Source organism: Salipiger sp. D13, from assembly GCF_003703915.1.
GTDB classification, from domain to species: domain Bacteria; phylum Pseudomonadota; class Alphaproteobacteria; order Rhodobacterales; family Rhodobacteraceae; genus Salipiger; species Salipiger profundus.
Genome location: NZ_ML112590.1, coordinates 746,784 through 772,287, shown reverse-complemented (window position 1 = coordinate 772,287; position 25,504 = coordinate 746,784). Strand labels below are relative to the sequence as shown.

Annotated in this window: 21 protein-coding genes and 1 riboswitch; of the genes, 11 read left to right on the top strand and 10 right to left on the bottom strand. The window is 67.4% G+C overall.

The window, feature by feature from the left end; all coding sequences use genetic code 11:
• Positions 1 to 108 precede the first annotated feature (108 nt).
• Complete coding sequence (locus tag D6860_RS03510; RefSeq protein WP_076623991.1) at positions 109 to 1,098, top strand: hypothetical protein; 990 nt, start codon at positions 109 to 111, stop codon at positions 1,096 to 1,098.
• A gap of 3 nt (positions 1,099 to 1,101) precedes the next feature.
• Here the strand turns inward: D6860_RS03510 and D6860_RS03505 are convergent, their stop codons facing one another.
• From D6860_RS03505 to D6860_RS03490, 4 genes are read right to left on the bottom strand one after another with little or no spacing between them, the layout of a single operon-like run.
• Positions 1,102 to 2,694, bottom strand: coding sequence for an ATP-dependent DNA ligase (locus D6860_RS03505; RefSeq protein WP_076623992.1), 1,593 nt, complete (start codon positions 2,692 to 2,694; stop codon positions 1,102 to 1,104).
• On the bottom strand, positions 2,691 to 3,710 hold the full coding sequence (locus D6860_RS03500) for a ligase-associated DNA damage response exonuclease (protein WP_076623994.1): 1,020 nt from the start codon (positions 3,708 to 3,710) through the stop codon (positions 2,691 to 2,693). Before D6860_RS03500 ends, D6860_RS03505 begins: the two co-directional genes overlap by 4 nt.
• Before the next feature lie 37 nt (positions 3,711 to 3,747).
• Entirely contained in the window at positions 3,748 to 4,719 is a 972-nt protein-coding gene (locus D6860_RS03495; RefSeq protein ID WP_076623996.1) for an alpha/beta fold hydrolase, read from the bottom strand.
• A 1-nt stretch (position 4,720) separates the two neighbouring features.
• Positions 4,721 to 5,011: an SCP2 sterol-binding domain-containing protein gene (locus D6860_RS03490; protein WP_076623997.1), complete on the bottom strand. Its 291-nt coding sequence runs from the start codon at positions 5,009 to 5,011 to the stop codon at positions 4,721 to 4,723.
• 123 nt (positions 5,012 to 5,134) lie between these two features.
• Between D6860_RS03490 and D6860_RS03485 the strand changes: the two genes are divergently transcribed.
• The 5 genes from D6860_RS03485 to D6860_RS03465 all read left to right on the top strand — a co-directional run bounded on the left by D6860_RS03485 (position 5,135) and on the right by D6860_RS03465 (position 10,187).
• Positions 5,135 to 5,644 (top strand): tetratricopeptide repeat protein, encoded by a 510-nt coding sequence (locus D6860_RS03485; RefSeq protein WP_017467545.1) that lies wholly within the window; start codon positions 5,135 to 5,137, stop codon positions 5,642 to 5,644.
• Between the two features lie 29 nt (positions 5,645 to 5,673).
• Entirely contained in the window at positions 5,674 to 8,610 is a 2,937-nt protein-coding gene (locus tag D6860_RS03480; protein ID WP_076623999.1) for a helicase-related protein, read from the top strand.
• Positions 8,611 to 8,997, top strand: coding sequence for an RNA-binding S4 domain-containing protein (locus D6860_RS03475; RefSeq protein WP_017467475.1), 387 nt, complete (start codon positions 8,611 to 8,613; stop codon positions 8,995 to 8,997). It begins immediately after the preceding gene.
• 55 nt (positions 8,998 to 9,052) lie between these two features.
• Positions 9,053 to 9,391, top strand: a complete 339-nt coding sequence (gene fdxA / locus D6860_RS03470) for a ferredoxin FdxA (protein WP_017467476.1) — start codon at positions 9,053 to 9,055, stop codon at positions 9,389 to 9,391.
• A gap of 286 nt (positions 9,392 to 9,677) precedes the next feature.
• Complete coding sequence (locus D6860_RS03465; RefSeq protein WP_017467477.1) at positions 9,678 to 10,187, top strand: CarD family transcriptional regulator; 510 nt, start codon at positions 9,678 to 9,680, stop codon at positions 10,185 to 10,187.
• Positions 10,188 to 10,299: 112 nt separating this feature from the next.
• On the opposite strand, the gene D6860_RS03460 is transcribed toward D6860_RS03465, so the two are convergent.
• A complete protein-coding gene (locus D6860_RS03460) occupies positions 10,300 to 12,171 on the bottom strand; it encodes a monovalent cation:proton antiporter-2 (CPA2) family protein (protein WP_076624001.1) in 1,872 nt (623 codons plus the stop codon).
• 175 nt (positions 12,172 to 12,346) lie between these two features.
• Positions 12,347 to 12,424: riboswitch (SAM riboswitch) on the top strand.
• 63 nt (positions 12,425 to 12,487) lie between these two features.
• Here D6860_RS03460 and metZ point away from each other — a divergent pair.
• The 4 genes from metZ to D6860_RS03440 all read left to right on the top strand — a co-directional run bounded on the left by metZ (position 12,488) and on the right by D6860_RS03440 (position 16,837).
• Complete coding sequence (metZ, locus tag D6860_RS03455) at positions 12,488 to 13,669, top strand: O-succinylhomoserine sulfhydrylase (protein ID WP_017468285.1); 1,182 nt, start codon at positions 12,488 to 12,490, stop codon at positions 13,667 to 13,669.
• A gap of 129 nt (positions 13,670 to 13,798) precedes the next feature.
• Entirely contained in the window at positions 13,799 to 14,890 is a 1,092-nt protein-coding gene (folE2, locus tag D6860_RS03450; RefSeq protein WP_076624002.1) for a GTP cyclohydrolase FolE2, read from the top strand.
• A gap of 172 nt (positions 14,891 to 15,062) precedes the next feature.
• Positions 15,063 to 15,290, top strand: coding sequence for a hypothetical protein (locus D6860_RS03445; protein ID WP_017468338.1), 228 nt, complete (start codon positions 15,063 to 15,065; stop codon positions 15,288 to 15,290).
• A gap of 98 nt (positions 15,291 to 15,388) precedes the next feature.
• Complete coding sequence (locus D6860_RS03440; protein WP_076624004.1) at positions 15,389 to 16,837, top strand: TrkH family potassium uptake protein; 1,449 nt, start codon at positions 15,389 to 15,391, stop codon at positions 16,835 to 16,837.
• A gap of 237 nt (positions 16,838 to 17,074) precedes the next feature.
• On the opposite strand, the gene D6860_RS03435 is transcribed toward D6860_RS03440, so the two are convergent.
• Both D6860_RS03435 and D6860_RS03430 read right to left on the bottom strand, forming a co-directional pair.
• Entirely contained in the window at positions 17,075 to 20,149 is a 3,075-nt protein-coding gene (locus D6860_RS03435) for a valine--tRNA ligase (protein ID WP_076624006.1), read from the bottom strand.
• Positions 20,150 to 20,860: 711 nt separating this feature from the next.
• Entirely contained in the window at positions 20,861 to 21,079 is a 219-nt protein-coding gene (locus D6860_RS03430; protein ID WP_076624007.1) for a DUF1127 domain-containing protein, read from the bottom strand.
• 238 nt (positions 21,080 to 21,317) lie between these two features.
• Here D6860_RS03430 and D6860_RS03425 point away from each other — a divergent pair, with 238 nt between their 5' ends.
• Positions 21,318 to 22,391: an Mrp/NBP35 family ATP-binding protein gene (locus D6860_RS03425; protein ID WP_076624009.1), complete on the top strand. Its 1,074-nt coding sequence runs from the start codon at positions 21,318 to 21,320 to the stop codon at positions 22,389 to 22,391.
• 194 nt (positions 22,392 to 22,585) lie between these two features.
• On the opposite strand, the gene D6860_RS03420 is transcribed toward D6860_RS03425, so the two are convergent.
• Genes D6860_RS03420 through D6860_RS03410 form a run of 3 tightly spaced genes read right to left on the bottom strand, consistent with a single transcriptional unit; the run spans position 22,586 to position 25,502 of the window.
• Positions 22,586 to 23,704, bottom strand: a complete 1,119-nt coding sequence (locus D6860_RS03420) for a DNA polymerase III subunit delta' (RefSeq protein ID WP_076624010.1) — start codon at positions 23,702 to 23,704, stop codon at positions 22,586 to 22,588.
• Entirely contained in the window at positions 23,701 to 24,327 is a 627-nt protein-coding gene (gene tmk / locus D6860_RS03415; RefSeq protein WP_076624011.1) for a dTMP kinase, read from the bottom strand. Before tmk ends, D6860_RS03420 begins: the two co-directional genes overlap by 4 nt.
• Positions 24,324 to 25,502, bottom strand: a complete 1,179-nt coding sequence (locus D6860_RS03410) for a D-alanyl-D-alanine carboxypeptidase family protein (protein WP_076624013.1) — start codon at positions 25,500 to 25,502, stop codon at positions 24,324 to 24,326. Before D6860_RS03410 ends, tmk begins: the two co-directional genes overlap by 4 nt.
• Positions 25,503 to 25,504: the final 2 nt, after the last annotated feature.

Below are 25,504 nucleotides of genomic sequence, written 5' to 3'. Positions count from 1 at the left end.
CGCTTTCCGCAAAAAGCGCTCGCCCTGCGGGCCGGGCCGGATAAGCTGTAGGTGGCGCGCTCTGGGGAGGGGCGACCGTGTGAAAGTGATTTCAAGGGAGGAAGGGATATGTCGCAAAAACCAATTCTGTTCGGGGCCGCTGGGATCGTGCTCGGGTTCCTTGGCGGCATCGCCATCGGCAGCGCCACCAACGGCAGCAAGATCGGCGATGCGGTGTCGCAGGCAATGGCGCCGGCGCAGGAAAGCGTGGCCAGCGCTGCCACCGCGCAGCAGGAGGCGCTGGCCGGGCTGTCCGACCGGATCGCGGCGCTCGAGTCCGCGATGTCGGAAAGTTCCGGCAGCGGCGCAGAGATGGCGGCGGCGCTCAAGGACCAGCTCGAGTCGATGCATTCGGACATGCAGGCGAGGCTCGACGAGGTGGCCGCGGGGGCCGAGGCGCAGGCGCGCGCCATGCAGAGCGCTCTGGCCGATCTTTCCGGCGGGATGCAGGAGGCGGCGCAGCTCGCGGCGGCAGCGGTTGCCTCGAAGAACGGCGGCGGCGCGGGGGCCAGCGCCGAGGGCATGACGATCACCGACCCGCTGGGCGTCGGCGAGACGGCGCTGTTCGCCGATGGCGACGTGCGGGCGTTCGTCTCGCGGCTTGATCCGCAGGGCGGCGCAGTGCGGCTGATGGTGAACCGGCAGATGGCGGCGCTCGGGGCCGGGGGCTCGACGCGGGTGAGCATGGGCGGCGGAACCTGCACCGTGGCGGTGATGGGGCTCGAGGACGGACGTGTGACGCTCGGTTCCGACTGCGGCAGCGCTGGCACGGAAAGCGAAGAGATGCAGGGCGAGGGCGACAGTGCCGCGTCATCCGAGGCACCCGAGGACGGTGTCCGCGCCGGCGAGGTCGCAAGGCTTGCCGATGGCCAGCTGCGGGTCTTCGTCTCGGGGCTTGCCTCGGACGGCTCGGGCGCGCGCATCGCGGTAAACGGGGTGCGGACGCAGATGGTCGGCACGGGCGAGAGCATCGACGTCACCGCGGGCGACGCCGCCTGCACCGTGACCGTCACCGGGGTCGGCAACGGCATGGTCGGCCTTGAGGGCTCCTGCGGCTGAGCCTCAGCCGTAGGCCTCGAGCAGCGCGCGCAGGTCGTCGAGCGTATTGGCCTCCTGCGCGGGCTTGTCGTGGCGCCAGCGCGCCATGCGCGGAAACCGCAGCGACAGCCCCGACTTGTGGCGCGGGCTGGGCTGGATGCCCTCGAAGGCGATCTCGAAGACCAGCTCGGGGCGCACCTGCCGCACCGGGCCGAAGCGCTGCAGCGTGTTGCGCCGCACCCAGTTGGTGATGCGGTCGAACTCGGCGTCGGTCAGGCCGGAGTAGGCCTTGGTGAAGGGCACGAGCTCGTTGCCGTTCCAGGCGGCAAAGGTGAAGTCGGTGAACAGGTTGGCCCGCCGGCCGTGGCCCTGCTGGGCGTAGATCATCACCGCGTCGACGCTCAGCGGGTCGAGCTTCCACTTCCACCAGTCGCCCTTCTTGCGCCCCGAGAGGTAGGGCGCGTCGAGGCGCTTCAGCATGACGCCCTCGGCGCGGCGCTCGCGGGCTGTGGCGCGGGTCTCGGCAAGCGCTTCCCAGCTGTCGAAGGCAAGGCTGGGCGAGCGACGCACCGGCGCATCGTCGGGCAGATTGGCGAGCAGCGCATCGAGCCGGGCGCGGCGCTCGGAGAAGGGGGCGTCGCGCAGGTCTTCGCCCCCCGCTTCGAGCAAATCGTAGGCAAGCAGCACCACCGGGGCCTCGCGCAGGAGCTTCTTCGGCACGGTCTTGCGCCCGATGCGCTGCTGCAGCGTGTTGAAGGGCATCGGCTGGCTGCCGTCCCAGGCGACGATCTCGCCGTCGAAGACATGGCCGGGTGCAAGGAAATCCGTGGCGCGGGCCAGTTCGGGGAAGCGGTCGGTCGTCAGCTCTTCGCCGCGCGACCAGACGTGATGCGATCCGCCGCGCAGGATCAGCTGGCCGCGGATGCCGTCCCATTTCCACTCGGCCAGCCAGTCGTCGGGCGGCCCCAGGTCCTCGGGCGTGCCGTCGAGCTGGTAGGCAAGGTAGAACGGGTAGGGACGGCTTTCGTCCTCCTGCGGGTCGGGGGATTCCACGAGGTCGTGCCAGGTGGTGCTCTGCGGCGTCCAGTCGCCCATCAGCCGCAGCGCCAGCGCCGCTTCGTCCTGCCCGGTGGCGAGGGCCAGCGCGCGGGTCATCAGCTTGCGGCTCACGCCGATGCGGAAGCCGCCGGTGATCAGCTTGTTGGATAGGAACCGCCCGGTCTCGTCGAGCCTGTCCCACTGCGCGAGGATGCGCGCCTTGCGGTCCTCGATGTCGCGCCGGGGCAGGGTGAGCAACTCTTCGAGCAGGCTCGAGAGCGACGGCTCGGCCACCTCGGTGGGCGGCGGCAGGATGAGCGCGATGGTCTCGGCGAGATCGCCAACGATCGGGTAGCTTTCCTCGACCAGCCAGAGCGGCAGCCCGGCGCGCTCGGCAGCCCATTCGCGCAGCTGGGTGGTGTTCACCGCGCGCTTCGGCCGGCGGCCCGAGAACAGCGCGATGGTCCAGAGCCGGTCGTCGTCTGGGGCGGTCTCGAAATAGCGGGCGAGGGCCTCGGTCTTCACCGTGGTCTTGGTGGTCTGGTCGATGGCCATGAACAGCTCGGCGAAGGCCCTCATGCGGCGTCCTCCGCCGCGTCGATGGCGTCTTCGTCACCGCCGAACTCGGTCGGCACGACCTCGGCGTCATAGCCCCGGCTGCTCAGCCAGCGGGCGAAGATCTCGGTGTAACCATGCGTCGCGAAGATCCTTTCCGCGCCGGTGGCCTCGATGGCCGCGTGCAGTTCGCTCCAGTCGGCGTGGTCCGACAGCACGAAGCCCCGGTCGGCGCCGCGCCGCCGGCGCACCCCGCGCAGCCGCATCCACCCCGAGGCGACGCCGGTCGAGGCGTTGCGGAAGCGCCGCGACCACTTGCTGCCGAGCGCCGAGGGCGGGGCGATGACCATGGCGCCGGGATGCGCCTTGAGGTCGAGTTCGGGCGTGACGTGGTGGGTCTCGGGCAGCGCGTAGCCCTGCGCGCGCAGCACCGCGTTGGTGTTCTCGACCGCGCCATGGGTCAGGATCGGGCCTATCCCGGGGTCGAGCAGCGCGAGCAGCCGCTGCGCCTTGCCCAGCGAATAGGCCCCGAGGATCGCGGGGCGCCCCTCGGCCGCGCAGCGCGCCCACCAGTCGTTGATCTCGCGCGCGATCTCGGCCTGCGGCCGCCAGGTGAAGACCGGCAGGCCGAAGGTGCATTCGGTCACGAAGGCGTGGCAGCGCACCGGCTCGAAGGTCTCGCACAGCCCGTCCGGCGTGGTCTTGTAGTCGCCCGAGACGACCCAGACCTCGCCGCCGACCTCGACCCGCACCTGCGCCGAGCCGGGGATGTGGCCTGCCGGGTGAAAGCTGACCGTGGCGCCGCCGATGCGGCGTTCCTCGCCGAAGCGGATGGTGTCGAGCGCGATGTCGCCCAGCCGGTGGCGGATCACCGGCGCCGCTGCCTCGGTGGCGAGATAGGCGCGGTGTCCGGGGCGGGCGTGATCGGCATGGCCGTGGGTGATGAGCGCCCGGTCGACCGGGCGCCAGGGGTCGATGTGGAAATCGCCCGCCGGGCAGTAGATGCCCCTGTCGGTGAAGCTCAGGACCGGTCCGTTCATGCCGGGCAAGCTAGCGCCGGCGCGGCGCGGGGCCAGATCAGGCGATCATCGACTGCCGCCCGGCATCGGTGCGGGCCTCTTCGAAGACGCTCGCCATGCGGCTGAGGATCCGGCCGCGGGTCACCGCGTCTTCCATGAGCACCTCGTGCTCGCCGTCGCGGATCGTCTCGAGCGCACCGCCGGGCCAGGCGGCCATGCGGCTCGCGATGCGCGGCACGTCGACGATGCGCTCGTTGCTGCCGACGAAGGTCACCGCCGGCACCTGCGGCGCGGGCAGGCGGGCCAGCGCGAGGCATTCGCCGAGTGCCTCGTGCAGCCAGCGCATCGAGGGACCGCCGAGCTGCAGCTCGGGGATCTCGTTCACCTGCCGTTGCATGTAGGCCCACCCGTCGCGATCCCGGGTCAGCAGGTTGCCGTCGAAAAGCGCGGTTGCGACGTAGCTCGCGGGGCCGGTCGAGGGTGCATACATGTGTCCCAGCCCGAAGCGCGCGCTGCTCCAGCCAAGCGCCCAAGCGGCGGGCCGCAGCGCCGCCGCGAGCCGGATGCCCCACATCGGGCCGGTGAAGCCGGCGGCGGCCACCGGCAGCCCCTCGATCAGGGCGCGCAGGCCGATGCCGGCGCCCATCGAATGCGCGATCATGTAGAGCGGGCGGGGCAGGTCGAGCCGGTCCGCCGCCGCGAGCATCGCCGCGACGTCGTGCTGGTAGTCGCGGAACAGGTTCACGTGACCGGCACGCCGGTCCTCGAGCATCCGGTCGGCCAGCCCCTGGCCGCGCCAGTCGATCGCCAGCGTGTGAAACCCGAGATCGGCGAGGTCGGCCGCGACCCGCCCGTATTTCTCGGCGTATTCCGTGCGGCCGGGGAACATCAGCACCGTGCCCGTGGCATCGGCGGGCCCGGGGTAGTGGGCCACGCGCAGGCGCAGGTTGTCGGTGCTGCTGATCCAGAAGGCACGGGCGCCCGCCGGCCCTTCGGCAAGCTCCGCGTGAAAGGGCGCCTCGATCATCATGTCAGGACAGAACTCCTCCGAGACGCATTGCCGCGCCCATGTCGCCATCGACGGCGAGCCGGCCCGACATGAAGGCGGACGTCGGGTTCAGATCGCCCTCGAGAATCTGCTGGAAGGTGTCGGTGTTCGCCGTCAGCGTCACATCTGCCGGCTCGTCGCCCGCGTGCGCGCCGTTCTCGTCGATGACGATATTGCCTTCGCCCTCGATCACGAACTTGGCCACGCCGTCGAATCCCTGCCCGTCCAGCCTCTTGTTCAGCGCCTCGACCGCCGCATTCACGATATCGCTCATTCGTTGTCCTTCCTTCACGAAAACCTGTGCTGGCAATCCAGCATCATCGGGTTACACTCGGAAGCTATGAGCATGCGTCGAGACAAGAGCAAATATATCGTGGCGGCACTTTCGGCCGTAGTCATGTTTTCCTTACCTCTCGCCGCGGTTGCGCAGGATGGCGCCGGCGACCTGCTCGAGGAGCTTGGCTCCGCGCAGAACGAGGCGCAGGCGCAGCGCATCGAGAAGGCGCTGTTCATGGAGTGGTCCAAGTCCGGATCTGCGGCGATGGACCTGCTGCTGAAACGTGGTCGCGACGCGCTCGAAATCAACGATACCGGCGCGGCGATCGAGCATCTCACCGCGCTCACCGACCACGCGCCCGAGTTTGCCGAGGGCTGGCACACGCTGGCGCTGGCCTACTACCAGGCCGAGATGATCGGGCCGTCGATGGATGCGCTCGAACACGCGCTGGCGCTCAATCCCCAGCATTTCGGGGCCCTGCGCGGCGTCGGATCGGTGCACGAACAGCTCGGGAACGATGCGCTTGCGTATGATGCCTATACGCAGGTACTTGAACTCAGACCGTTCGATGAACAGGTGACCGAAGCGCTCGAACGGCTGTCCGGCCGGGTGCAGGGCACCGAGATCTGAGCATCTGAGGGAAGGAACAGGGCGGCACCATGCCCCAACGCGCACGGATCGCGGCCGTTCTTGGCCCGACCAACACAGGCAAGACCCACTACGCCATCGAACGGATGCTCGGCCACAGGACAGGCATGATCGGCCTGCCGCTGCGCCTGCTTGCGCGCGAGGTATACGACAAGATCGTGGCCGCGCGCGGCCCGTCCGTCGTGGCGCTCATCACCGGCGAGGAACGGATCGTTCCGCCGCGCGCCCAGTACTGGGTGTGCACCGTCGAGGCCATGCCCGAGGGGATGGGCTGCGACTTCGTGGCCATCGACGAGATCCAGCTCTGCGCCGATCCCGAGCGCGGCCATGTCTTCACCGACCGGCTGCTGCGGATGCGGGGCCTGCACGAGACGCTCTTCATGGGGTCCGACACCATGCGCGGGCCGATCTCGCAGCTGGTGCGGGGCGTCGAGTTCATCCGCCGCGAGCGCATGAGCCAGCTTGGCTATCTCGGCTCGAAGAAGATCAGCCGGATGCCCGCGCGCTCGGCCATCGTCGGCTTCTCGGTCGACAACGTCTATGCCATCGCCGAGCTGATCCGCCGCACCAAGGGCGGTGCCGCCGTGGTCATGGGGGCGCTCAGCCCGCGCACCCGCAACGCGCAGGTCGAGCTCTACCAGAACGGCGAGGTCGACTACCTCGTCGCCACCGATGCCATCGGCATGGGGCTCAACCTCGACATCGACCACGTGGCGTTTTCCTCGCTCACGAAGTTCGATGGGCGCCGGATGCGGCCGCTGCAGCCGAATGAACTGGCGCAGATCGCAGGGCGCGCGGGGCGGGGGATGCGCCCGGGCACCTTCGGCACGACCGGTGATGCCGGGCAGATCCCCGACGAGTGGGTCGAGGCGATCACCTCGCACAGCTTCACGCCGATCCGGAAACTGAACTGGCGCAACCCCGAGCTGCGCTTCGGCTCGATCGACGCGCTTGCCATCTCGCTCGAGCAGGCGCCGCAGGACGAGTGGCTCACCAAGGCCCGCGAGGCCGACGACCTCAAGGCGCTGAAGTCGCTCGGCGACGACGGCGAGGTGCAGGCACGGGCCTCGAACCCGCGGTCGGTGCAGCTATTGTGGGACGTCTGCCGCATTCCCGACTTCCGTGGCATAAGTCATGCGGAACATGCGGGCCTGTTGCAGGTTATCTTCAAGCACCTGCACGAGCGCGGCACGATCCCGGCGGATTTCCTCGCACGGCAGGTGAAGCGGATCGACCGGACCGACGGGGACATTGACACCCTGTCGAAACGGCTGGCCTATATCCGCACGTGGACCTATGTGGCCCAGCGGAAGGGCTGGGTCGACGACGAAAGCCATTGGCGCGACGCGACCCGCGCTGTAGAAGACGCATTGTCCGACGCGCTCCACGCGCGCCTGACGCAGAGATTTGTTGACCGGCGGACATCAGTGCTGCTTCGCCGGTTGAAGCAGAAGGAGGCCCTTTTGGCCGAGGTGAACGACAAGGGTGAAGTGACCGTCGAAGGCGAATTCGTCGGTCGGCTGGAAGGGTTCCGGTTCCGCCAGGACCAGGGCGCGACGGGGCAGGAAGCGAAGGCGCTGAAGCAGGCGTCGCTGCAGGCGCTGGCGCCGCACTTCCACCTGCGGGCGGACCGGTTCTACAATGCACCGGATACCGAGATCGACTTCACCGAGCAGGGTGGTCTGATGTGGGGTGAGCAGGCCGTGGGCAAGCTCGCCAAGGGCGACGATCCGCTGAAGCCGCGCGTGGTGGCCTTCGTGGACGATATCGCCGGTCCGGAAGTCCAGCAGAAGGTCGAGCGCCGCCTGCAGCATTTCATCGACCGCAAGATCGCAGCGCTCTTCGAGCCGCTGATGAACCTGCAGCGCGACGAGACGCTGACCGGGCTTGCCCGTGGCTTCGCCTTCCGCATGGTCGAGGCGCTGGGCATCCTGCCGCGCAGCCTCGTTGCCGACGAGGTCAAGCAGCTCGACCAGGACGCGCGCGGCGCGCTGCGGAAGCACGGCCTGCGGTTCGGTCAATACACGATCTTCATGCCGCTTCTTCTGAAGCCCGCGCCGACCCGGCTGCGGCTGGTGCTGTGGTCGCTGTTCAACGATCTCGACACCTTCCCCGAGGCGCCGCCGCCGGGGCTGGTGACCGTGCCGAACATGCGCGACGTGCCGATGCAGCACTACACGCTCTCGGGCTATCGCCCGGCGGGCGAGCGTGCGATCCGCATCGACATGCTCGAGCGGTTGGCGGACCTCCTGCGCCCGCAGGACAGCCGGGGTGGCTTCGAGGCCAACGCAGACATGCTGTCGATCACCGGCATGACGCTCGAGCAATTCGCCGATCTGATGCAGGGTCTTGGTTATCGTGCCGAAAAGGGTGAGCGCGAGAAGGTGCGCACCGCAGACCAGGTCGTGACCGAAACCTCCGAGCCCACCGCAGAGCCGGGTGAGGGCGAGCCGGTCATGGATGCCGCGCGCGAAGAGGAAACGACCCCCGCCGCGATGCCCGATCCCGCCGACGAGCCCGCGCCCGCCGACGTGATCTCCGGCACCGAGAGCATCGACGACGAGGGTTTTGCTCCGGTCAACGAAGACCCGCAGCCTGAACAGGTCGACGACAACATCGCCGAGACCCCCGAGGAAGAGATCCTGCCGGGCGAGGCGCCCGACGCCGCGCTCGCCGGGCCCGAGACCGAGGTCTTCTATACCTTCGTCTGGGTCGGCAACCGCAATCGCGGTGGCGGCAACCGTCGCGAGCGCGACGGCCAGAAGGGCGCGCCGCGCGGCAAGGGCGGAAAGCCCCAGGGCAAGGGCGGACCGCGCAAGGCCAAGGGTGGGAAGCCCCAGGGCGGCGGCAAGGCCAAGAACTACGAGTCGCGTCCCCGCAAGGAAGACAAGATCGACCCCGACAACCCCTTCGCGGCGGCTCTCATGGGCCTGAAGAACAAGTCGTAAGTGTCGGACGGCGCGGCCAAGCTCCGGATCGACAAGTGGTTGTGGCAGGCCCGCTTCTTCAAGACGCGGAGCCTTGCCGCCAAGATCGTGTCGGGCGGCGTCCGGGTGAACACGCTGAAGGTGGCCAAGCCCGCCTACGGCGTTGCCCCGGGCGACGTTCTGACCTTTGCGCAGGGGCGACAGGTGCGGGTGATCCGCGTCGTCGCCCTTGGCGAACGGCGCGGACCGGCGCCGGAGGCGCAGGCGCTTTATGAGGATCTCGATCCGCCCAAAGCGCCGGAGAGCGACGCCGCTCCGGCACCCTCGGTGCCGCGCTACGAGAGGGGCGGACGGCCGACGAAGCGCGACAGACGCATGCTCGATCGGCAGCGGGATGTGCTTGAATGATCCCGCAACGTGGTCTAGCTAACCCTAAACGCAAGACGCTCACGGATGAACTGCCATGACTTATGTGGTCACTGACAACTGCATTGCCTGCAAATACACCGACTGTGTCGAGGTATGCCCGGTGGACTGTTTCTACGAGGGCGAGAACGCGCTGGTGATTCATCCCGACGAGTGCATCGACTGCGGTGTGTGCGAGCCCGAATGCCCCGCCGACGCCATCCGCCCGGATACCGAACCGGACATGGAGAAATGGGTCGAGTTCAACCGGAAATACTCCGAGATGTGGCCGGTCATCATCACCAAGAAGGATCCGCTGCCCGAGGCAGAGGAACGTGATGGCGAGCCGGGCAAGCTCGACAAGTACTTCTCGGAAGCCCCGGGCGAGGGCGGCTGAGGCCTGATTCGCGCGTCAGCATCCGTTTTTCGGATGTTAGCGCCTGCCATCCCTTTCAAGCGATTGACTTGAAAGGGATATTTCCCTTTTCTCGAGAATCTGGGAAGTGGCGCATTTTTGTGCTATGATCTGGCTCAATGAGAATGCCGCAAACACATGGCCGGGCCTGTCTGCACCCGGATGATTGATCTAGGACGCGTGTTGTCGAAGCGAACGGGATGTGCCGCATCTCCGTCCGCTTTTGTTGTCCGTGTGTGAGCGGTGTGGCTGCTGAGGACCCTGTTGTATGACCAAGACCAAGAAAAACGAATTCCGCCCCAACGACTACGTGGTCTACCCTGCCCATGGTGTCGGCCAGATCATGTCGATCGAGGAGCAGGAAGTCGCCGGCATGAAGCTGGAACTGTTCGTGATTTCCTTCGAGAAGGACAAGATGACCCTGCGGGTGCCCACCCACAAGGCGACCGAGGTCGGGATGCGCTCGCTCAGCTCGCCCGACGTGGTGAGCCAGGCGATGAAGACGCTCAAGGGCAAGGCCAAGGTGAAGCGCGCCATGTGGTCGCGCCGCGCGCAGGAGTATGAGCAGAAGATCAACTCCGGCGACCTGATCGCCATCGCCGAGGTCGTGCGCGACCTTCACCGCGCCGACGACCAGCGCGAGCAGAGCTACTCCGAGCGTCAGCTCTACGAAGCCGCGCTCGAGCGCCTGACCCGCGAAGTGGCCGCCGTGAGCGGCGGCGACGAGGTGTCGGCCGCACGCCAGGTCGACGAAGTGCTGGGCCTGCGCGCCGCCTGATCGCGGCGACATCGGAACTGTTTGGAAAAGCGGGCCCTCGGGTCCGCTTTTTCGTTGTGTCAGGGCCGCCGTGCGGTGCCTTCGGGTGGCAAGCCACCGCCCGCGCGGGGCCTCAGGCGGCGTCGTTGCGCTTTTCGGAAAGCGCCGTGTAAAGCGCGGTCTCGAGTTCCTTCTCGAGCTCGCGGGCGCGTTTCACATAGGCCTCGTTCTCGGCCGAGGGCACGTTCGGATCCCAAAGCTGCGCCAGCTCGCGCACGGTTTCCCGGTCGTGGTGATAGAAGGTCTCCTGCGCGATGGCGGCCTCGTAGTCCGACATGCCGATCTCTTCCAGAACGTAGCGACCGGCCCGCAGCGAGCTGTCGAACATCTCGCGCACGATCTTGTCGGCCCCCGCCTGGTAGAGTTCGTAGACATGGGTGCGGTCGTGTGCGCGGGCGACGATGAACAGGTCCTCTCGCATCCGGCGGGCGAAGCGCACGAGCTTCGTCGTGGCCTTTGGATCATCGAGCCCGGCGACCAGCACCTTGGCGTCCTTGATTCCCGCCGCGTGCAGCAGCTCGGGGCGGGTGGGGTCGCCGAAGAACCCCCGGAAGCCGAAGCGCCGCATCAGTTCGATGGTCTTCATGTCGTGGTCGATCACCACGGTCTTGTAGCCCGAGCTCTGGACAAGGCGGTTCACGATCTGCCCGAAGCGGCCGATGCCGGCGATGATGATCGATCCCTCGGGCTCGATCTGCTCTTCGGGTTGCGCCTCGCGCGATTCAACGATCCGGTTGGAGACGTAGTCGAAGAGGATGAAAAGCAGCGGGGTGATCAGCATCGAGAGCGCCACCACCAGCAGCAGGCGCTGTCCGAGCGCCTGCGTGAAGATGTTGAGCTGCAGCGCGAAGGAGATCAGCACGAAGCCGAATTCCCCTGCCTGTGCCAGCGACAAGGTGAACAGCCAGCGCCCCCGCGTGCGCAGCTTGAACATGCGCGACAGCCCGTAGAGGATCGCGCCCTTGAGCAGGATCAGCCCCAGCGCCAGGCCCAGGATCGTCATGGGTTCGCGCATGAAGGCCGAGATGTCGATCCCGGCGCCGACGGTGATGAAGAACAGCCCGAGCAGCAGCCCCTTGAACGGCTCGATGTCCGACTCGAGCTGGTGGCGGAATTCAGAGTTTGCCAGCACCACGCCGGCAAGGAAGGTGCCGAGGGCAGGCGAAAGGCCCACCATCTCCATCAGGAAGGCGATGCCCACGACGATCAGCAGCGCGACCGCCGTGAACATCTCGGGCAGGCGGGCAGAGTTGATGTGGCGGAACAGCGGACGCGCGCCGTAGATGCCCGCGACGATGATCAATGCGACCGCCGCCAGCGTGACCAGCGCGACGCCCCAGCCGGGCAGGCCCTCGACCAGCGACAGGCCGTGGTGCACGTCTTCTTCCTGCGCCGTTCGGCGGATCGAGCCGTCGGCGGCAAGTTCGGCGGTGCTCTGGACCGCCAGCAGGGGCAGCACGATCAGCATGGGAATGACCGCGATGTCCTGCGTGAGCAGCACCGAGAACGCCGACCGGCCGCCGGTCGATTGCATGAGGCCCTTTTCGCTCAGGGTCTGCAGCACGATCGCGGTGGACGACAGCGCGAAGACCATGCCGCAGGCAAGCGCCGGCGCCCAGCCAAGCCCGAGAAGCATCGCGCCTGCCATCACCGCCAGCATCGTCAGCACGATCTGCGAGCCGCCGAGTCCCACGAGCCGGTGACGCATGTCCCACAGCGCGCGCGGTTCCAGTTCGAGCCCGATGATGAAGAGCATCATCACCACGCCGAACTCGGCGAAGTGGCGCAGGTCGTCGGTGGCCGAGACAAGGTGAAACACCGGCCCGATGACAATCCCCGCCAGCAGGTAGCCCAGCACCGAGCCAAGCCCGAGTCGGGCGGCGATCGGTACCGCGATCACCGCGGCAGCAAGGTACACCGAGGCCTGAAAAAGAAATCCGTCCATGATCCATCCGTCTGAGCAATCCGTCCCAAGATGGGACAGACGGCCCGGGGATGACAACAGCCCATCGTGACGCGCCGATGGCGGCGGGGCTGCCGGGTGTGACATTCAAGTGAAATTCACGCCTGCACGCCACCTATACGAGAGTGCCGCTTGACGCAGGAGCAGGAGCGGCGTATTCGCCTTTCGTGGCGCTTTGTTACCGGATTGCGGGCCACGTTAAACATGCCGCTAAAGAGGTCGAACGAAAGCCCCTTTCGCTTGACCGCGGCTGGGGCTTTTTTCAATTGCGGCGCAGGGGGCCGCGGAGGGAACAGGAATGACGACGAAGGGACGACGCACGCAGGCGGTTCACGGCGGCACCAAGCGTAGCCAGTGGGGCGAGCTCAGCGAAGCGATCTTTCTCACCCAGGGGTTTGCCTACGACAGCGCCGAGCAGGCCGAGGCGCGGTTCCTCGGGGCGGGCCCGGACGAATACATCTACGCGCGCTACGGCAACCCGACGGTGGCCATGTTCGAAGAGCGCATCGCGCTGTTCGAGGGCGCCGAGGATGCCTTTGCAACGGCCTCCGGCATGGCGGCGGTGAACGGCGCGCTGTTCTCCATGCTCAAGGCGGGTGATCGGGTGGTCTCGGCCCGCGCGCTCTTCGGGTCGTGCCTCTACATCGTCGAGGAAATCCTGCCACGTTTCGGCATCGAGGTCGTTCTCGTGGACGGTGCCGACCTCGACCAGTGGAAGGAGGCGCTCGCTTCCGGCGCCAAGGCGGTGTTCTTCGAGAGCATGTCGAACCCGACGCTCGAAATGGTCGACATCGAGGCGGTCTCGACCCTTGCCCATGCGGCCGGCGCGACGGTGATCGTCGATAACGTGTTCTCGACCCCGGTGTACTCGAATGCCATCGCGCAGGGGGCCGATGTCGTGGTCTATTCCGCGACGAAGCACATCGACGGCCAGGGCCGCGCGCTTGGCGGGGTGATCCTCGGCAGCCGCGAGTTCATCCGCAAGACGGTCGAGCCCTACATGAAGCACACCGGCGGCTCGATGAGCCCCTTCACCGCGTGGATCATGCTCAAGGGCATCGAGACCATGGACCTGAGGGTGCGCGCCCAGTCGACCTCGGCCCGGGCCATCGCCGAGGCGGTGACCGGCCATCACAAGGTAACCCGGGTGAGTTACCCGGGGCTTGTGAGCCATCCGCAGCACGAACTGGCACAGCGCCAGCTTGGCGGGGCAGGCGGCACGATGGTGGCGTTCGAAATCGAGGGCGGAAAGGAGGCGGCGTTCCGCTTCTGCAACGCGCTCGAGATCATCCTGATCTCGAACAACCTCGGTGATGCGAAATCGATCGCCACCCATCCGGCGACGACGACGCACCAGCGGCTGAGCCCCGAGCAGCGTGCGGGTCTGGGCATTTCCGACGGGCTGATGCGACTGTCCGTCGGCATCGAAGCGACCGAGGACCTCGTGTCCGACATTCTGCAGGCCCTGGACGCGGCGTAATGGTCGTGCCGCAGTCACGGAACGGTTCACACTCTCGTGCAGTTCCGTGGGGATCGAAAAAAATGGAAATGCGACGTGGCGGAAACTACATCTGCCCTGTCGCTGACTAGCCTCTTGAGAAAGCCCGCAATGAACGTGCACACGCCGGAAATCGACCGCAAACCCAGCCGCGAGGAAGCCGCCGAGGCTCTGGCGCTCCTGCGCCGTTTCGCCGACACCGCACAGGATGGCGAAATCGACGCGCTCGATCCTGCCATCGCCGCGCTGCGCGACGGTGTGGTCTACCCCGAGCTGTCCCGCGATTACCCTCACGGCTTCAGCGTCGACGAGGCTTATCGCGATACGCTGCCCGACCTGCAGAACGGGCCTGCGTCTCTCATCAAGGGCGAGGACCGGGCGATCCAGCACGTCGGGATCTCGAACTTCCGCCTGCCGATCCGGTATCGCAGCCGCGACAACGGCGACCTCACGCTCGAGACCTCGGTCACCGGCACGGTGAGCCTCGACGCGGGCAAGAAGGGCATCAACATGTCGCGCATCATGCGCAGCTTCTACGCCCACGCGGAAAAGACCTTTTCCTTCGAGGTGATCGAGGCGGCGCTCGACGACTACAAGACCGACCTTGGCAGCTTCGATGCGCGCATCCAGATGCGCCTGTCGTTCCCGATGATGATGCAGAGCCTGCGCTCGGGGCTCTCGGGCTACCAGTATTACGACATCGCGCTCGAACTCGTCGAGACCGCCGGGGTGCGCCGCAAGATCCTGCACCTCGATTACGTCTACAGCTCGACCTGCCCGTGCTCGCTGGAGCTTTCCGAGCACGCCCGCCGCGAGCGCGGCCAGCTGGCCACGCCGCATTCGCAGCGGTCCGTGGCGCGGGTCTCGGTAGAACTGACCGAGGACGGCTGCCTCTGGTTCGAGGACCTGATCGACCTCTGCCGCAAGGCCGTCGCGACCGAGACGCAGGTGATGGTCAAGCGCGAGGATGAGCAGGCCTTTGCCGAACTCAACGCCGCCAACCCGATCTTCGTCGAGGACGCGGCCCGGCTTTTCGCCGGCCAGCTTCAGGCGGATCCGCGGATCGGGGACTACCGCGTGCTCGCCAGCCACCAGGAAAGCCTGCATTCGCATGATGCGGTGTCAGTGCTGACGGAGGGCACGACATTCGCGAACGAAAGCCTCGACCCCAAGCTCTTCGCAAGCCTTTTCCACGTCGGCTGATCCCTCACAGCCTGCCGGGAAACGATGCGCCGCCCACCTGGGCGGCGCATTTCTTTTGCATGTCGCTGCGCTGCAGCAATTCGTGATCGGCGGATTCAGGAAAGCTTTACCCCGCCGCCTAAGTCTTCTTCCGGGAGGACACCGGAACCGGGCGACCGCAGGAGATTTCCAGATGAGCACGTGCAACGTCCAGATCGCCACGGGGCGATCCTCGCTGAGGCAGAAGATCGACCTGTTCTTCACGGGCCTCGGCCTCGGGGTGAACCCCTACGGCCTGCAGCGCGCCCGCATGCAGCAGATCATTTCGCTCGAGATGAAAAGTGACGACCAGCTCGCGCGCATGGGGCTGACCCGAGACGACATCCTCCCGCATGTCTTCCGCGACATCCTCGCTGTCTGAGCGGCGCAAAAGCATCAGCGTCCGAGGGGATTTCCATCGCGCGGCCTTTGACGCCGGGCTCGCTTGACAGCCGCCCGCCGGCAAGCCAACGCTGCGCCATGTTCGATGTCCGACCCGTCGCCTATGTGATCGGCCTGCTGGTCGCCACCCTCGGCGCCACCATGTTCCTGCCGATGCTCGTGGATATCGCCGAAGGGCGGGGCGAGTGGCATGTCTTCCTCGAGACCGGCATCGTCACGCTTCTGACCGGCGGGCTTGTTGCGCTGTCCTGCGCCAACGCGGTCCCCGAGCGCCTGACTTTGCAGCAGACCTTCCTCCTGACGGTCGGCGTCTGGGCGGCGCTGCCGATCTTCGGCGGGTTGCCCTTCATGTTCGGTGCCACCGAGGCCAGTTTCACCGATGCCTATTTCGAGGCCATGTCGGGGCTGACAACCACAGGCTCGACGGTTTTCAGCGGGCTTGACGAGCTGCCGAGAGGGCTGCTGCTCTGGCGCGGTATCCTGCAGTGGCTCGGCGGGGTCGGCATCATCGTCGTCGCCATGGTCTTCCTCCCCGAGCTGCGGGTGGGCGGCATGCAGGTCTTCCGCTCAGAGGCCTTCGAGACCATGGGAAAGATCCTGCCGCGCGCGACCGAGATCGCCTCGGCCATCTCGAAGATCTACGTCGGCCTGACCATCGCCTGCGTCGCCGCGTACCTGATGTGCGGTATGAGCCTGTTCGACGCCGTGGTGCATGCTCTCACGACCCTGTCGACCGGCGGCTTCGCCAACTACGACGCAAGCTTCGGTACTTTCTCGGGGCCGGCGGAATACGTGGCGTCGTTCTTCATGGTCTCGGCGGCGTTGCCCTTCGTGCGGTACGTGCAGATGCTGAACGGCAACTACCGGGCTCTGTGGCGCGACACGCAGGTGCTGAGCTTCTTCGGCGTGATCGCGGTGCTCTTGCTGATCGTCGCCGGCGCGCTGATGATCCAGTTCCCGCACGACCCCGAGCAGGCGGTGCGCGAGGGGCTGTTCAACATCACGTCGATCATCACCGGCACCGGCTACGCCTCGGTGGATTACATGGGGTGGGGCTCGTTCCTGGTGACGCTGTTCTTCTTCATCGGGCTCATCGGCGGCTGCGCCGGCTCGACCGCCTGCTCGGTGAAGATCTTCCGCTACCAGATCCTCTTCGCGTCGATCCGGGTGCAGTTGCGCCGGATCCGCGCCCCGCACGGGGTCTTCACGCCGCGTTTCGAAGGCCGCCCGGTGGACGACGACACGCTCTCATCGGTGCTGAGCTTCTTCGGCTTCTTCGTCGTCTCGCTCGGGGTGCTGTCGGTGGGGCTGGGGATGACCGGGCTCGACTTCATCACCTCGCTTTCCGGCGCGGCGACGGCGCTGGCCAACGTGGGTCCGGGGCTTGGTGACATGATCGGCCCCGCCGGCAACTTCGCCGAGATCAACGATACCGCTAAGTGGATGCTGGCCTTCGCCATGCTGACCGGCCGGCTCGAGGTCATGGCGGTCTTCACGCTCTTCACCGTGCGGTTCTGGCGCGCCTGACCGACCCCTCACGAGAGGACTGGTGGGGCCGCGTAGGCGCGCCCCTGCTCTCATGTGCAGGGCATGCGCGGTCGGCCCGACCAAGCATGTCACCTGATGACGGCAGGGGCGGTGGGTTGAAACCCGCCCTGCGAAGGATCAAGGGAGCGGGCGCCTGCGCCCAAGGGGCGAACACAGTCGCCCGTAGGGTGGGTCGTTCCAACCCACCCCGGACGATGACAGGGGCAGGGACCGGCCTCAGCCGATCTCTTCGAGCCGCCGCAGCGCCTCTTTCAGCTTCGCCTCCTCCTCCTCGCGGGCCGCGAGGTTGGCGCGGGTTTCCTCGACGACCTCGTCGGGAGCGCTCTCGACGAACTTGGGGTTCTTGAGGCGTCCGCGCAGGCCGCCGAGTTCCTTGGCGAGCTTGCCGATGTTCTTCTCGAGCCGCGCCTTCTCGGCGGCGACGTCGATGATGTCGGCGAGCGGCAGCCCGAAGGTCGCGCCGCCCACGGGCACGGTGACGCAGCCCTTGGGGAAGCTGTCGACCTTCGTCAGGCTCTCGAGACGTGCAAGCCGCTTGATCAGCGCCTCGTTGTTGTCCCAGGCGGACTGCCCGGCCGCGTCGATCTCGGTCACCAGCACCGGCACGTAGAGACCCACGGGAACGCCCATCTGGGCCCGTGCCGAACGCACGCCTTCGATCAGCGAGATCACCCAGCGCATCTCGGCGTCGGCGGCCTCGTCGAGCAGCGCGTCGGTGGAGTAGGTCGGCCAGTCGCCATGCACCAGCATCTTCGACCGGTCGCCCAGCGTGCCCCAGAGCTCTTCGGTGATGTAGGGCATGATCGGATGCAGCATGATGAGGCACTGGTCGATCACCCAGGACATCGTGGCCTGCGTTTCGCGTTGCGCGGCCTCGTCCTCGCCCTGCAGGAGCGGCTTCGAGAACTCGACATACCAGTCGCAGACGACCCCCCAGACATAGGCGTAGAGCCCAAGCGCCGCGTCGTTGAAGCGGTAGTCGGCAAGCGCCGCATCGACGGTCTCGCGCACCCGGGCCGTCTCGCCGAGGATCCACTTGTTCACCGTCGCCTGCGGCTGCGGGATATCGCCGCCGAGCCCCACTGCGCCGTTCATCTCGGCAAAACGGGCGGCGTTCCAGAGCTTGGTGCCGAAGTTGCGGTAGCCGGCGATGCGCTGCATGTCGAGCTTCAGCACCCCGCCGAGCGAGGCCATGGCCGCGTTGGTGAAGCGCAGCGCGTCGGCGCCATACTCGTCGATGATCTCGAGCGGGTCGACCACGTTGCCGAGCGACTTCGACATCTTCTTGCCCTTGGCGTCACGCACCAGCCCGTGCAGGTAGACGTCGCGGAACGGCACCTCGTCGACCACGGCAAGCTGCATCATCATCATCCGGGCGACCCAGAAGAACAGGATGTCCTGCCCGGTGACGAGCACGTCGGTGGGGAAGTACTTCGCCAGCTCCGGCGTGTCCTCGGGCCAGCCCAGCGTCCCGATCGGCCAGAGGCCCGACGAGAACCAGGTATCCAGCACATCGGGGTCGCGGAAGACCGGGATCGCCTGCGCGCGGCGGCGCTGGTCGACGCCGGTGTAGTCGGTGCCCTGCGACAACAGGTCGGCGATCATGTCCTCGGCGGCAGCGGCATCCTCGACCATGAGGAACTCGGCGTCGTCGCCGAAGAAGGCGTGCATCTTCTTCAGCGCCTCCTCCTCGGTGGGCGCGCAGAAGCTGCGCCACTCGTCTCCGAAGCCGGGCGTGTGCCAGACCGGGATCTGGTGGCCCCACCAGAGCTGGCGCGAGATGCACCAGGGCTCGATGTTCTCGAGCCAGTGGAAATAGGTCTTCTCGCCGCTCTCGGGCATGATCCGCACCCGGCCGTCGCGCACCGCGTCGAGCGCGGGCCCGACGATCTTGGCGGTGTCGACGAACCACTGGTCGGTGAGCATCGGTTCGATCACCACCTTCGAGCGGTCGCCGAAGGGCTGCATGATCGCCTTGGCCTCGACCAGTGGCACCCAGTTGTCGGCCTCGTCGCGGGCCTCGCCGCCTTCCTCGGGCGCGACCGGCGCCTTCGCGGCGGCCTTGCCGAGCCGCGGGTCGGTCACCTCGGTCATCACCGCCAGACCTTCCTCGGTGATCTCCCGCACCACCGCTTCGCGGGCCTCGAAACGGTCGAGACCGCGCAGGTGGTCGGGAACCAGGTTCAGGCCGTCGGCCTCGTGCTCGTCGAGCTTCAGCTCGCCGCGGGCGACCTGTTGGGCGATCTCGGCGCACTCCGCGTAGGGCTTGCCGTCGTCGCGCATGGCGCCGCGCGTGTCCATCAGGCGGTACATCGGGATGCCGCCGCGCTTCGCGACCTGGTAGTCGTTGAAGTCATGCGCGCCGGTAATCTTCACCGCGCCCGAGCCGAAGTCGGGATCGGGATACTCGTCGGTGATGATCGGGATCAGGCGGCGGTGCTCCTTCGGGCCCACCGGGATCTCGCAGAGCTGGCCGACGATCGGCGCGTAGCGCGCGTCGGAGGGGTGCACGGCGACCGCGCCGTCGCCCAGCATGGTCTCGGGGCGGGTGGTGGCGATCGAGATGTAGTCGCGCTCCTCCTCGAAGAGCACGGTGCCGTCCTCGTCCTTCTCGACGTAGGTGTAGGTGGCGCCGCCCGCCAGCGGGTACTTGAAGTGCCACATGTGGCCCGGCACCTCGAGGTTCTCGACCTCGAGATCCGAGATCGCCGTCTCGAAGTGCGGGTCCCAGTTCACCAGCCGCTTGCCGCGGTAGATCAGGCCCTTCTCGTACATGTCGACGAAGACCTTGATGACGGCATCGTGGAAGTTGCCCTCTTCGCCCGCGGGCGCCCCTTCGGCGCCGGACATGGTGAAGGCGTTTCGCGACCAGTCGCAGGAGGCGCCAAGGCGCTTAAGCTGGTTGATGATCGTGCCGCCGGATTCCTGCTTCCACTCCCAGACCTTGGCAAGGAACGCCTCGCGGCCCATCTCGCGGCGCGAAGGCTGCTGTTCCTGCGCCAGCTTGCGCTCGACCACCATCTGCGTGGCGATGCCGGCGTGGTCCTGCCCGGGCTGCCAGAGCGTGTCGAAGCCGCGCATCCGGTGCCAGCGCACCAGGATGTCCTGCAGCGTGTTGTTGAACGCGTGCCCCATGTGCAGGCTGCCCGTCACGTTGGGCGGCGGGATCATGATGCAGAAGGTGTCGTCGCGCGACGCGTTCGCGCCCGCCTTGAAGGCGCCCGACTGCTCCCACGCCTCGTAGATCCGTGCCTCCGCGGCGGCCGCGTCAAAGGTCTTTTCCATCGCCATGGGTCTGCTTCCCGTGCCTGCATTCTCTGTCCCGCCTCGTCTAACGAAAGGCGGCGCAAAGGGGAAGCCTCGCCGCGCGCCGGGCCGGGGGCGAGCGCGCGCATCTTCTGGCCGGAAATATCCCGGGGAGTCCGCGCGGGCACCGCGCGGGCGGGGCAGAGCCCCAAGATCGATCCTGTCGGACAAAAGAAAAACGGCGGCGCCCAGGGAGGAGGAGAGGGCACCGCCGTCGATATTCCGAAGACCCAAGGGAGGAGGAGATGGGCTTCAGAAACTGTCGGCCTCGCGGCCGTTGTAGGGGTGCGACGGTCTCAGGGAGGAGGAGAGAGACCGCCGCGCTATCGAAACGCCCCAGGGAGGAGAAGAGGGGGCTCCGAAGGTCTCGGGCGTTGCGCCCGGTTGTAGGGTTGCGACGGTGCCAGGGAGGAGGAGAGGCACCGTCGCGCTATCGAAACGCCCCAGGGAGGAGGAGAGGGGGCTCCGAAGGTCTTGGGCGTTGCGCCCGGTTGTGGGGTTGCGACGGTGCCAGGGAGGAGGAGAGGCACCGCCGCTCTATCGAAACGCCCCAGGGAGGAGGAGAGGGGGCTTCGAAGGTCAGGGCATTGCGCCCCTTGTCTTGTTGGCGGCGACCTCAGGGAGGAGGAGAGAGGCCGCCGCCGGAACTCTGGGGCTCAGGGAGGAGGAGAGAGCCCGTCGAGTTGAAATCGTGTGTCAGGCCTCGTAGGCGGCCTGCCATGCGATCCGGCGGATCATCGAGCGGCTCAGCCCGAGGTCGCTCAGTTCGCGGTTGCTGAGACCGGACAGTTCGCTCACCGTTTCCTTGAAGAGGCGGCGGCGGGCATTGCGCTCGCGAAGCGATGCGACGATGCCGGAGAAGAAGCCGGCGTTGCCTGCCTGGACGTTTGCGGTGTGGTCGGTTGCGTAAGCCATCTGGATTGCTAGCCTGTTCGGTATGTCGTTCCGTTGTTGACCTCAATCTGGGGTAAATGCTGCAAGTGCACAATCCCGTCTGACCTCAAAGCCGCTATGCGGAAGGTGCATGGTTCTGCTGGGCCATAGACAAGCGAAACCAAGGCGTTAAGCACAAAGATTGGGCAGTATGTGTTCGAGCATTGCGCGGAGTGCAAGGTGACCCTACGTCGGGTTGCGCAAATGGAAAGGAAAAGGAATGAGCGGTACAATTGAGGCGGTGAAGGCGCAGCTCGCGCGGCTTCCGCTGCCCGACGGCGGCGACCTGATTTCGCGCGACATGATTCGAGCGTTGACCGTCGACGGCGGCGCCGTGCGCTTCGTGATCGAGGCGCCGAATCCGGAAACCGCGCGCCAGATGGAGCCGCTGCGGCAGGCCGCGGAACGCGCCGTCTCGGCGCTTCCGGGCATCCGCTCGGTCAGCGCGGCGCTCACGGCGCCCACGGCCGAGGCCAAACCGAAGCCCGCGCCCTCGTTGAAGGTCGGTGGTCACCCCACGCCGCAGGAGGGCCGGATGAATCCGCCGGGCGTGAAATCGATGATCGCCATCGGCTCGGGCAAGGGCGGTGTCGGCAAGTCGACGGTGTCGTCGAACCTCGCGGTGGCGCTGGCCCGGGCCGGCAAGAAGGTCGGCCTGCTCGACGCCGACATCCACGGCCCCTCGCAGCCGCGCATGTTCGGCACCTCGAAACGTCCGGCCAGCCCCGACGGCAAGACCATCATCCCGCTGCAGGCGCATGGCATCACGCTCATGTCGATCGGCTTCATGCTGCCCGAGGACAAGGCCGTCGTCTGGCGCGGGCCGATGCTGATGGGGGCGCTGCAGCAGATGCTGATGCAGGTCGAGTGGGGCGAGCTCGACGTGCTGCTCATCGACCTGCCGCCGGGCACCGGGGACGTGCAGCTGTCGCTCGGCCAGAAATCCGAACTGACCGGCGCCATCGTGGTCTCGACCCCGCAGGACGTGGCGCTTCTGGATGCCCGCAAGGCGCTCGATGCGTTCGATACGCTGAAGGTGCCGGTGCTGGGCCTGATCGAGAACATGTCGACCTTCGTCTGCCCGAGCTGCGGCCACGAGGCGCATATTTTCGGGCATGGCGGCGTCGCGGCGGAAGCCGAGCGGCTGAACCTTCCGGTTCTTGCGCAGCTGCCGGTGGATCTCGACACCCGCCTGATGGGCGACGCCGGAACCCCGGTCGCGCTCGGCGACGGTGCCATGGCCGAGGCTTACGCTCAGCTCGCGGATCGCTTCATCGCGGGCGGTATCGTTTAAAGGCTGAACAGACGGATGGTTCAGTGTTGAACAATGAAAGCGGCACCTCTCACGAGGCGCCGCTTTTTTGCTTTTGGCAGGCAGCCCAGTGCACGCCTTTTGGCAGGCAGCCCAGTGCACGCACCGCTAGCGCTCACACATTATATATAGGGGGCTGTCGTCGCGACGGAGGTCGATGCCGGCTGGCGGCGGCCTCAGGCGACCTTTCGCAGCTGCAGGATCATGTCGAGCACCAGCGCCGCCGGGTCGACGTTCACGGCGCGGGCATGGCGGGCCCGGTCACCGGCCTGCTGCGCGATTTCCGCCCAGGCGCGCCCGCTTGCCGCATCGGGGGCGAGCCGTGACAGCATCGCGGCCTCGCCCGGGGCCGCCTCGGGCATCGGCGGGGTGCCCATGACGCCGGTTCGGGCAAGGCGCCCGAGCAGCGTGTCCATCAGCGTCAGCAGCAGTTCGAGCCGCGGCTCGTTGGTCTTGCCGGCGACGCTCTCGCCAAGCGCGATGGCACCCGCCCGGTCGAGCCGGGGCAGGGTGTCGAGCAGCCGGACGATCTGCGCATAAAGCGCCAGCCCGTCGAAGTTGAGCAACCGGATCGCCGCGCCCACCGACCCAGAGGACAGCGCCGCGAGCGCCTGCGCGTCCTCGGTCGCGACCTCGGCCCCGGCCTGTCCGAGCGCGCGCGCCATGTCCTCGGCATCCAGCGGGGCAAGCCGCAGTTCGCGGCAGCGCGACCGGATCGTCGGCAGCAGCCGTGAGGGCTGGTGCGCGATCAGCAGCATCGTGGTGCGGGCGGGCGGTTCCTCGAGCAGCTTGAGGATGGCGTTGGCGGCGCTGACGTTCAGCTCGTCCATGCAATCGACGATCACGACCCGGCGTCCGCCCTCGGCCGAGGACAGGCTGAAGAAGTTCTTCAGTCGGCGCACCTCGTCGACGGTCAGCTGGGTCTTGTGACGCTTGGCCTTGTCGTCCCACGCCCGCCGCAGCAGGAAAAGGCCGGGATCGGACAGCGCCTGCACCCTGTGCGCAACCGGGTGATCGGGCGAAATCTCGAGCGTGTCGGGCGGTGGCGGCGCGCCGAACAGCCCGTCGTCGGAGGGCTCGGGCGTCGCCAGCAGGAAGCGCGCGATGCGCCACGCGAGCGTCGCCTTGCCCAGCCCCTTGGGCCCGGTCAGCAGCCAGCCGTGGTGCAGCCGCCCGGCATTGTAGGCCGCGAGGAAATCCTGCTCGGCCTTGTCCTGCCCGAAGAGGCGCACGGTTTCGCGGGGGTGCGGCGCACCCTCGACCTTGTCCGGCTGGGGAATCTCGCTGTCGCTCATGCCGGCGCTTGTAGCGCGGCATCCACCTCCTGCGCCACCGCTTCCGGCGACGTGTCACCGTCGATGACGCGGAACCTGTCGGGGAATTCGCGGGCGAGCGACAGGAAGCCCTCGCGCATCCGCACCTGAAGGTCGAGGCCGAAGTCCTCGAACCGCTCCTCGGCGGTGGCACGGGCCTTGGCCCGCGTGAGCGCGGCGCGCGGTTCCATGTCGATGAGCAGGGTGAGGTCGGGCTCGACGCCGATCATCAGCTCGTGCAGCTGGTCGACCACGGCCCGCAGATCGCCGCGCGAGAGGCCCTGATACATGCGGGTGGAATCGGCGAAGCGGTCGCAGATCACCGTGGCGCCACGCGCGAGCGCGGGGGCGATGGTGCGTTCGAGATGATCGCGGCGGGCCGCGGTGAAGAGCAGAAGCTCGGTCTCGGCGGACCAGCGGTCCGGGTCGCCCTGCAGGACGAGCGCGCGGATCTCCTCCGCGCCGGGCGAGCCGCCGGGCTCGCGCGTCAGGACGACCTCGCGCCCCTTCGCGCGCAGCCGCTCTGCGAGCAGCCGCGCCTGTGTCGATTTTCCGGAGCCGTCGATGCCCTCGAAGCTGATGAACAGCCCCTTGCTGTCGGTCACATCGCCTCCCCGGCGGGCTGCTCCTGCAGGCGGTCGAAGAGCACCTTGCTTACGGTCATCATCCGCTTGGTGAAGCCGCCACCGGCCACCGCGTTGGCGGCGAACAGCGGCACGCGATGCTCGGGCAGGCCCTCGGGGCGGATGATCAGCTCGGCGAGCTGCTGGCCCTCGGTGATCGGTGCCTTGAGCGGACCGGTGTAGACGACCTCGGCATCGAGCCGCGTGCCGGGAGTGACCGGCACCAGCAGGCGGATGTCTTCCTTCGAGACCAGCCCGACGCTGTCCTGAGCGCCGAGCCAGACATCGGCCCGGGCCACCTCGCGGTCCTGTTCGACCAGCGTGCGCTCGGCGAACTGGCGGAAGGCCCAGTTGACGATCGATTCCGCTTCCTCGGCGCGGCCGCGTTCGCTGTCGAGCCCGGTGATCGCGAAGATCACCCGCCGGTCATCCTGCTTGGCCGAGCCCACAAGACCGTAGCCGGCCTCGGAGGTGTGGCCGGTCTTCAGGCCGTCGGCGCCGATGTCGAGCCGCAGCAGCGGGTTGCGGTTGTTCACGTTCGACGGCGCGCGGCCGTCGAAGGCAAAGGTCCGCTCGCCGAAGATCTCGTAGAACTCGGGGAAGTCGGAGATGATGTGCGAGGCCAGCAGCGTCAGATCGCGCATCGACATGCGGTGCCCCGGGGCGGGCCAGCCGCTGGCGTTGGCAAAGGTCGAGTTGGTCATGCCGAGCTGCTGCGCACGACGGGTCATCAGCTCCGCGAAGCCCTTCTCGGTGCCGTCCGGCGAAAGCGCCTCGGCGATCACCGCGCAGGCGTCGTTGCCCGACAGCACGATGATGCCGCGCAGCAGGTCCTCGACCTTCACCCGGTCGGTGGTGTTGAGAAACATCGTCGAGCCGCCGTAGGACATCGCGTGCTCGCTCACCGGCAGCCGCTCGTCGAGCGTGAGGCGGCCGTCGTGGATCGCCTCGAACGCCATGTAGAGCGTCATCAGCTTCGACATCGACGCGGGCGGCAGCGCCTCGTCGGCGTTCTTCGCCATGAGCACGGTGCCGGTGGTGTAGTCGAGCACGAAGGCGGCACGCGCGCTGGTGTCAAAAGCGGCAGCCTGGCTCGCCATGACCGCCACGGCGGAGGCCGCCGCGAGCAGGTGGCGCAGGGAACGGGTGCGGATCATCG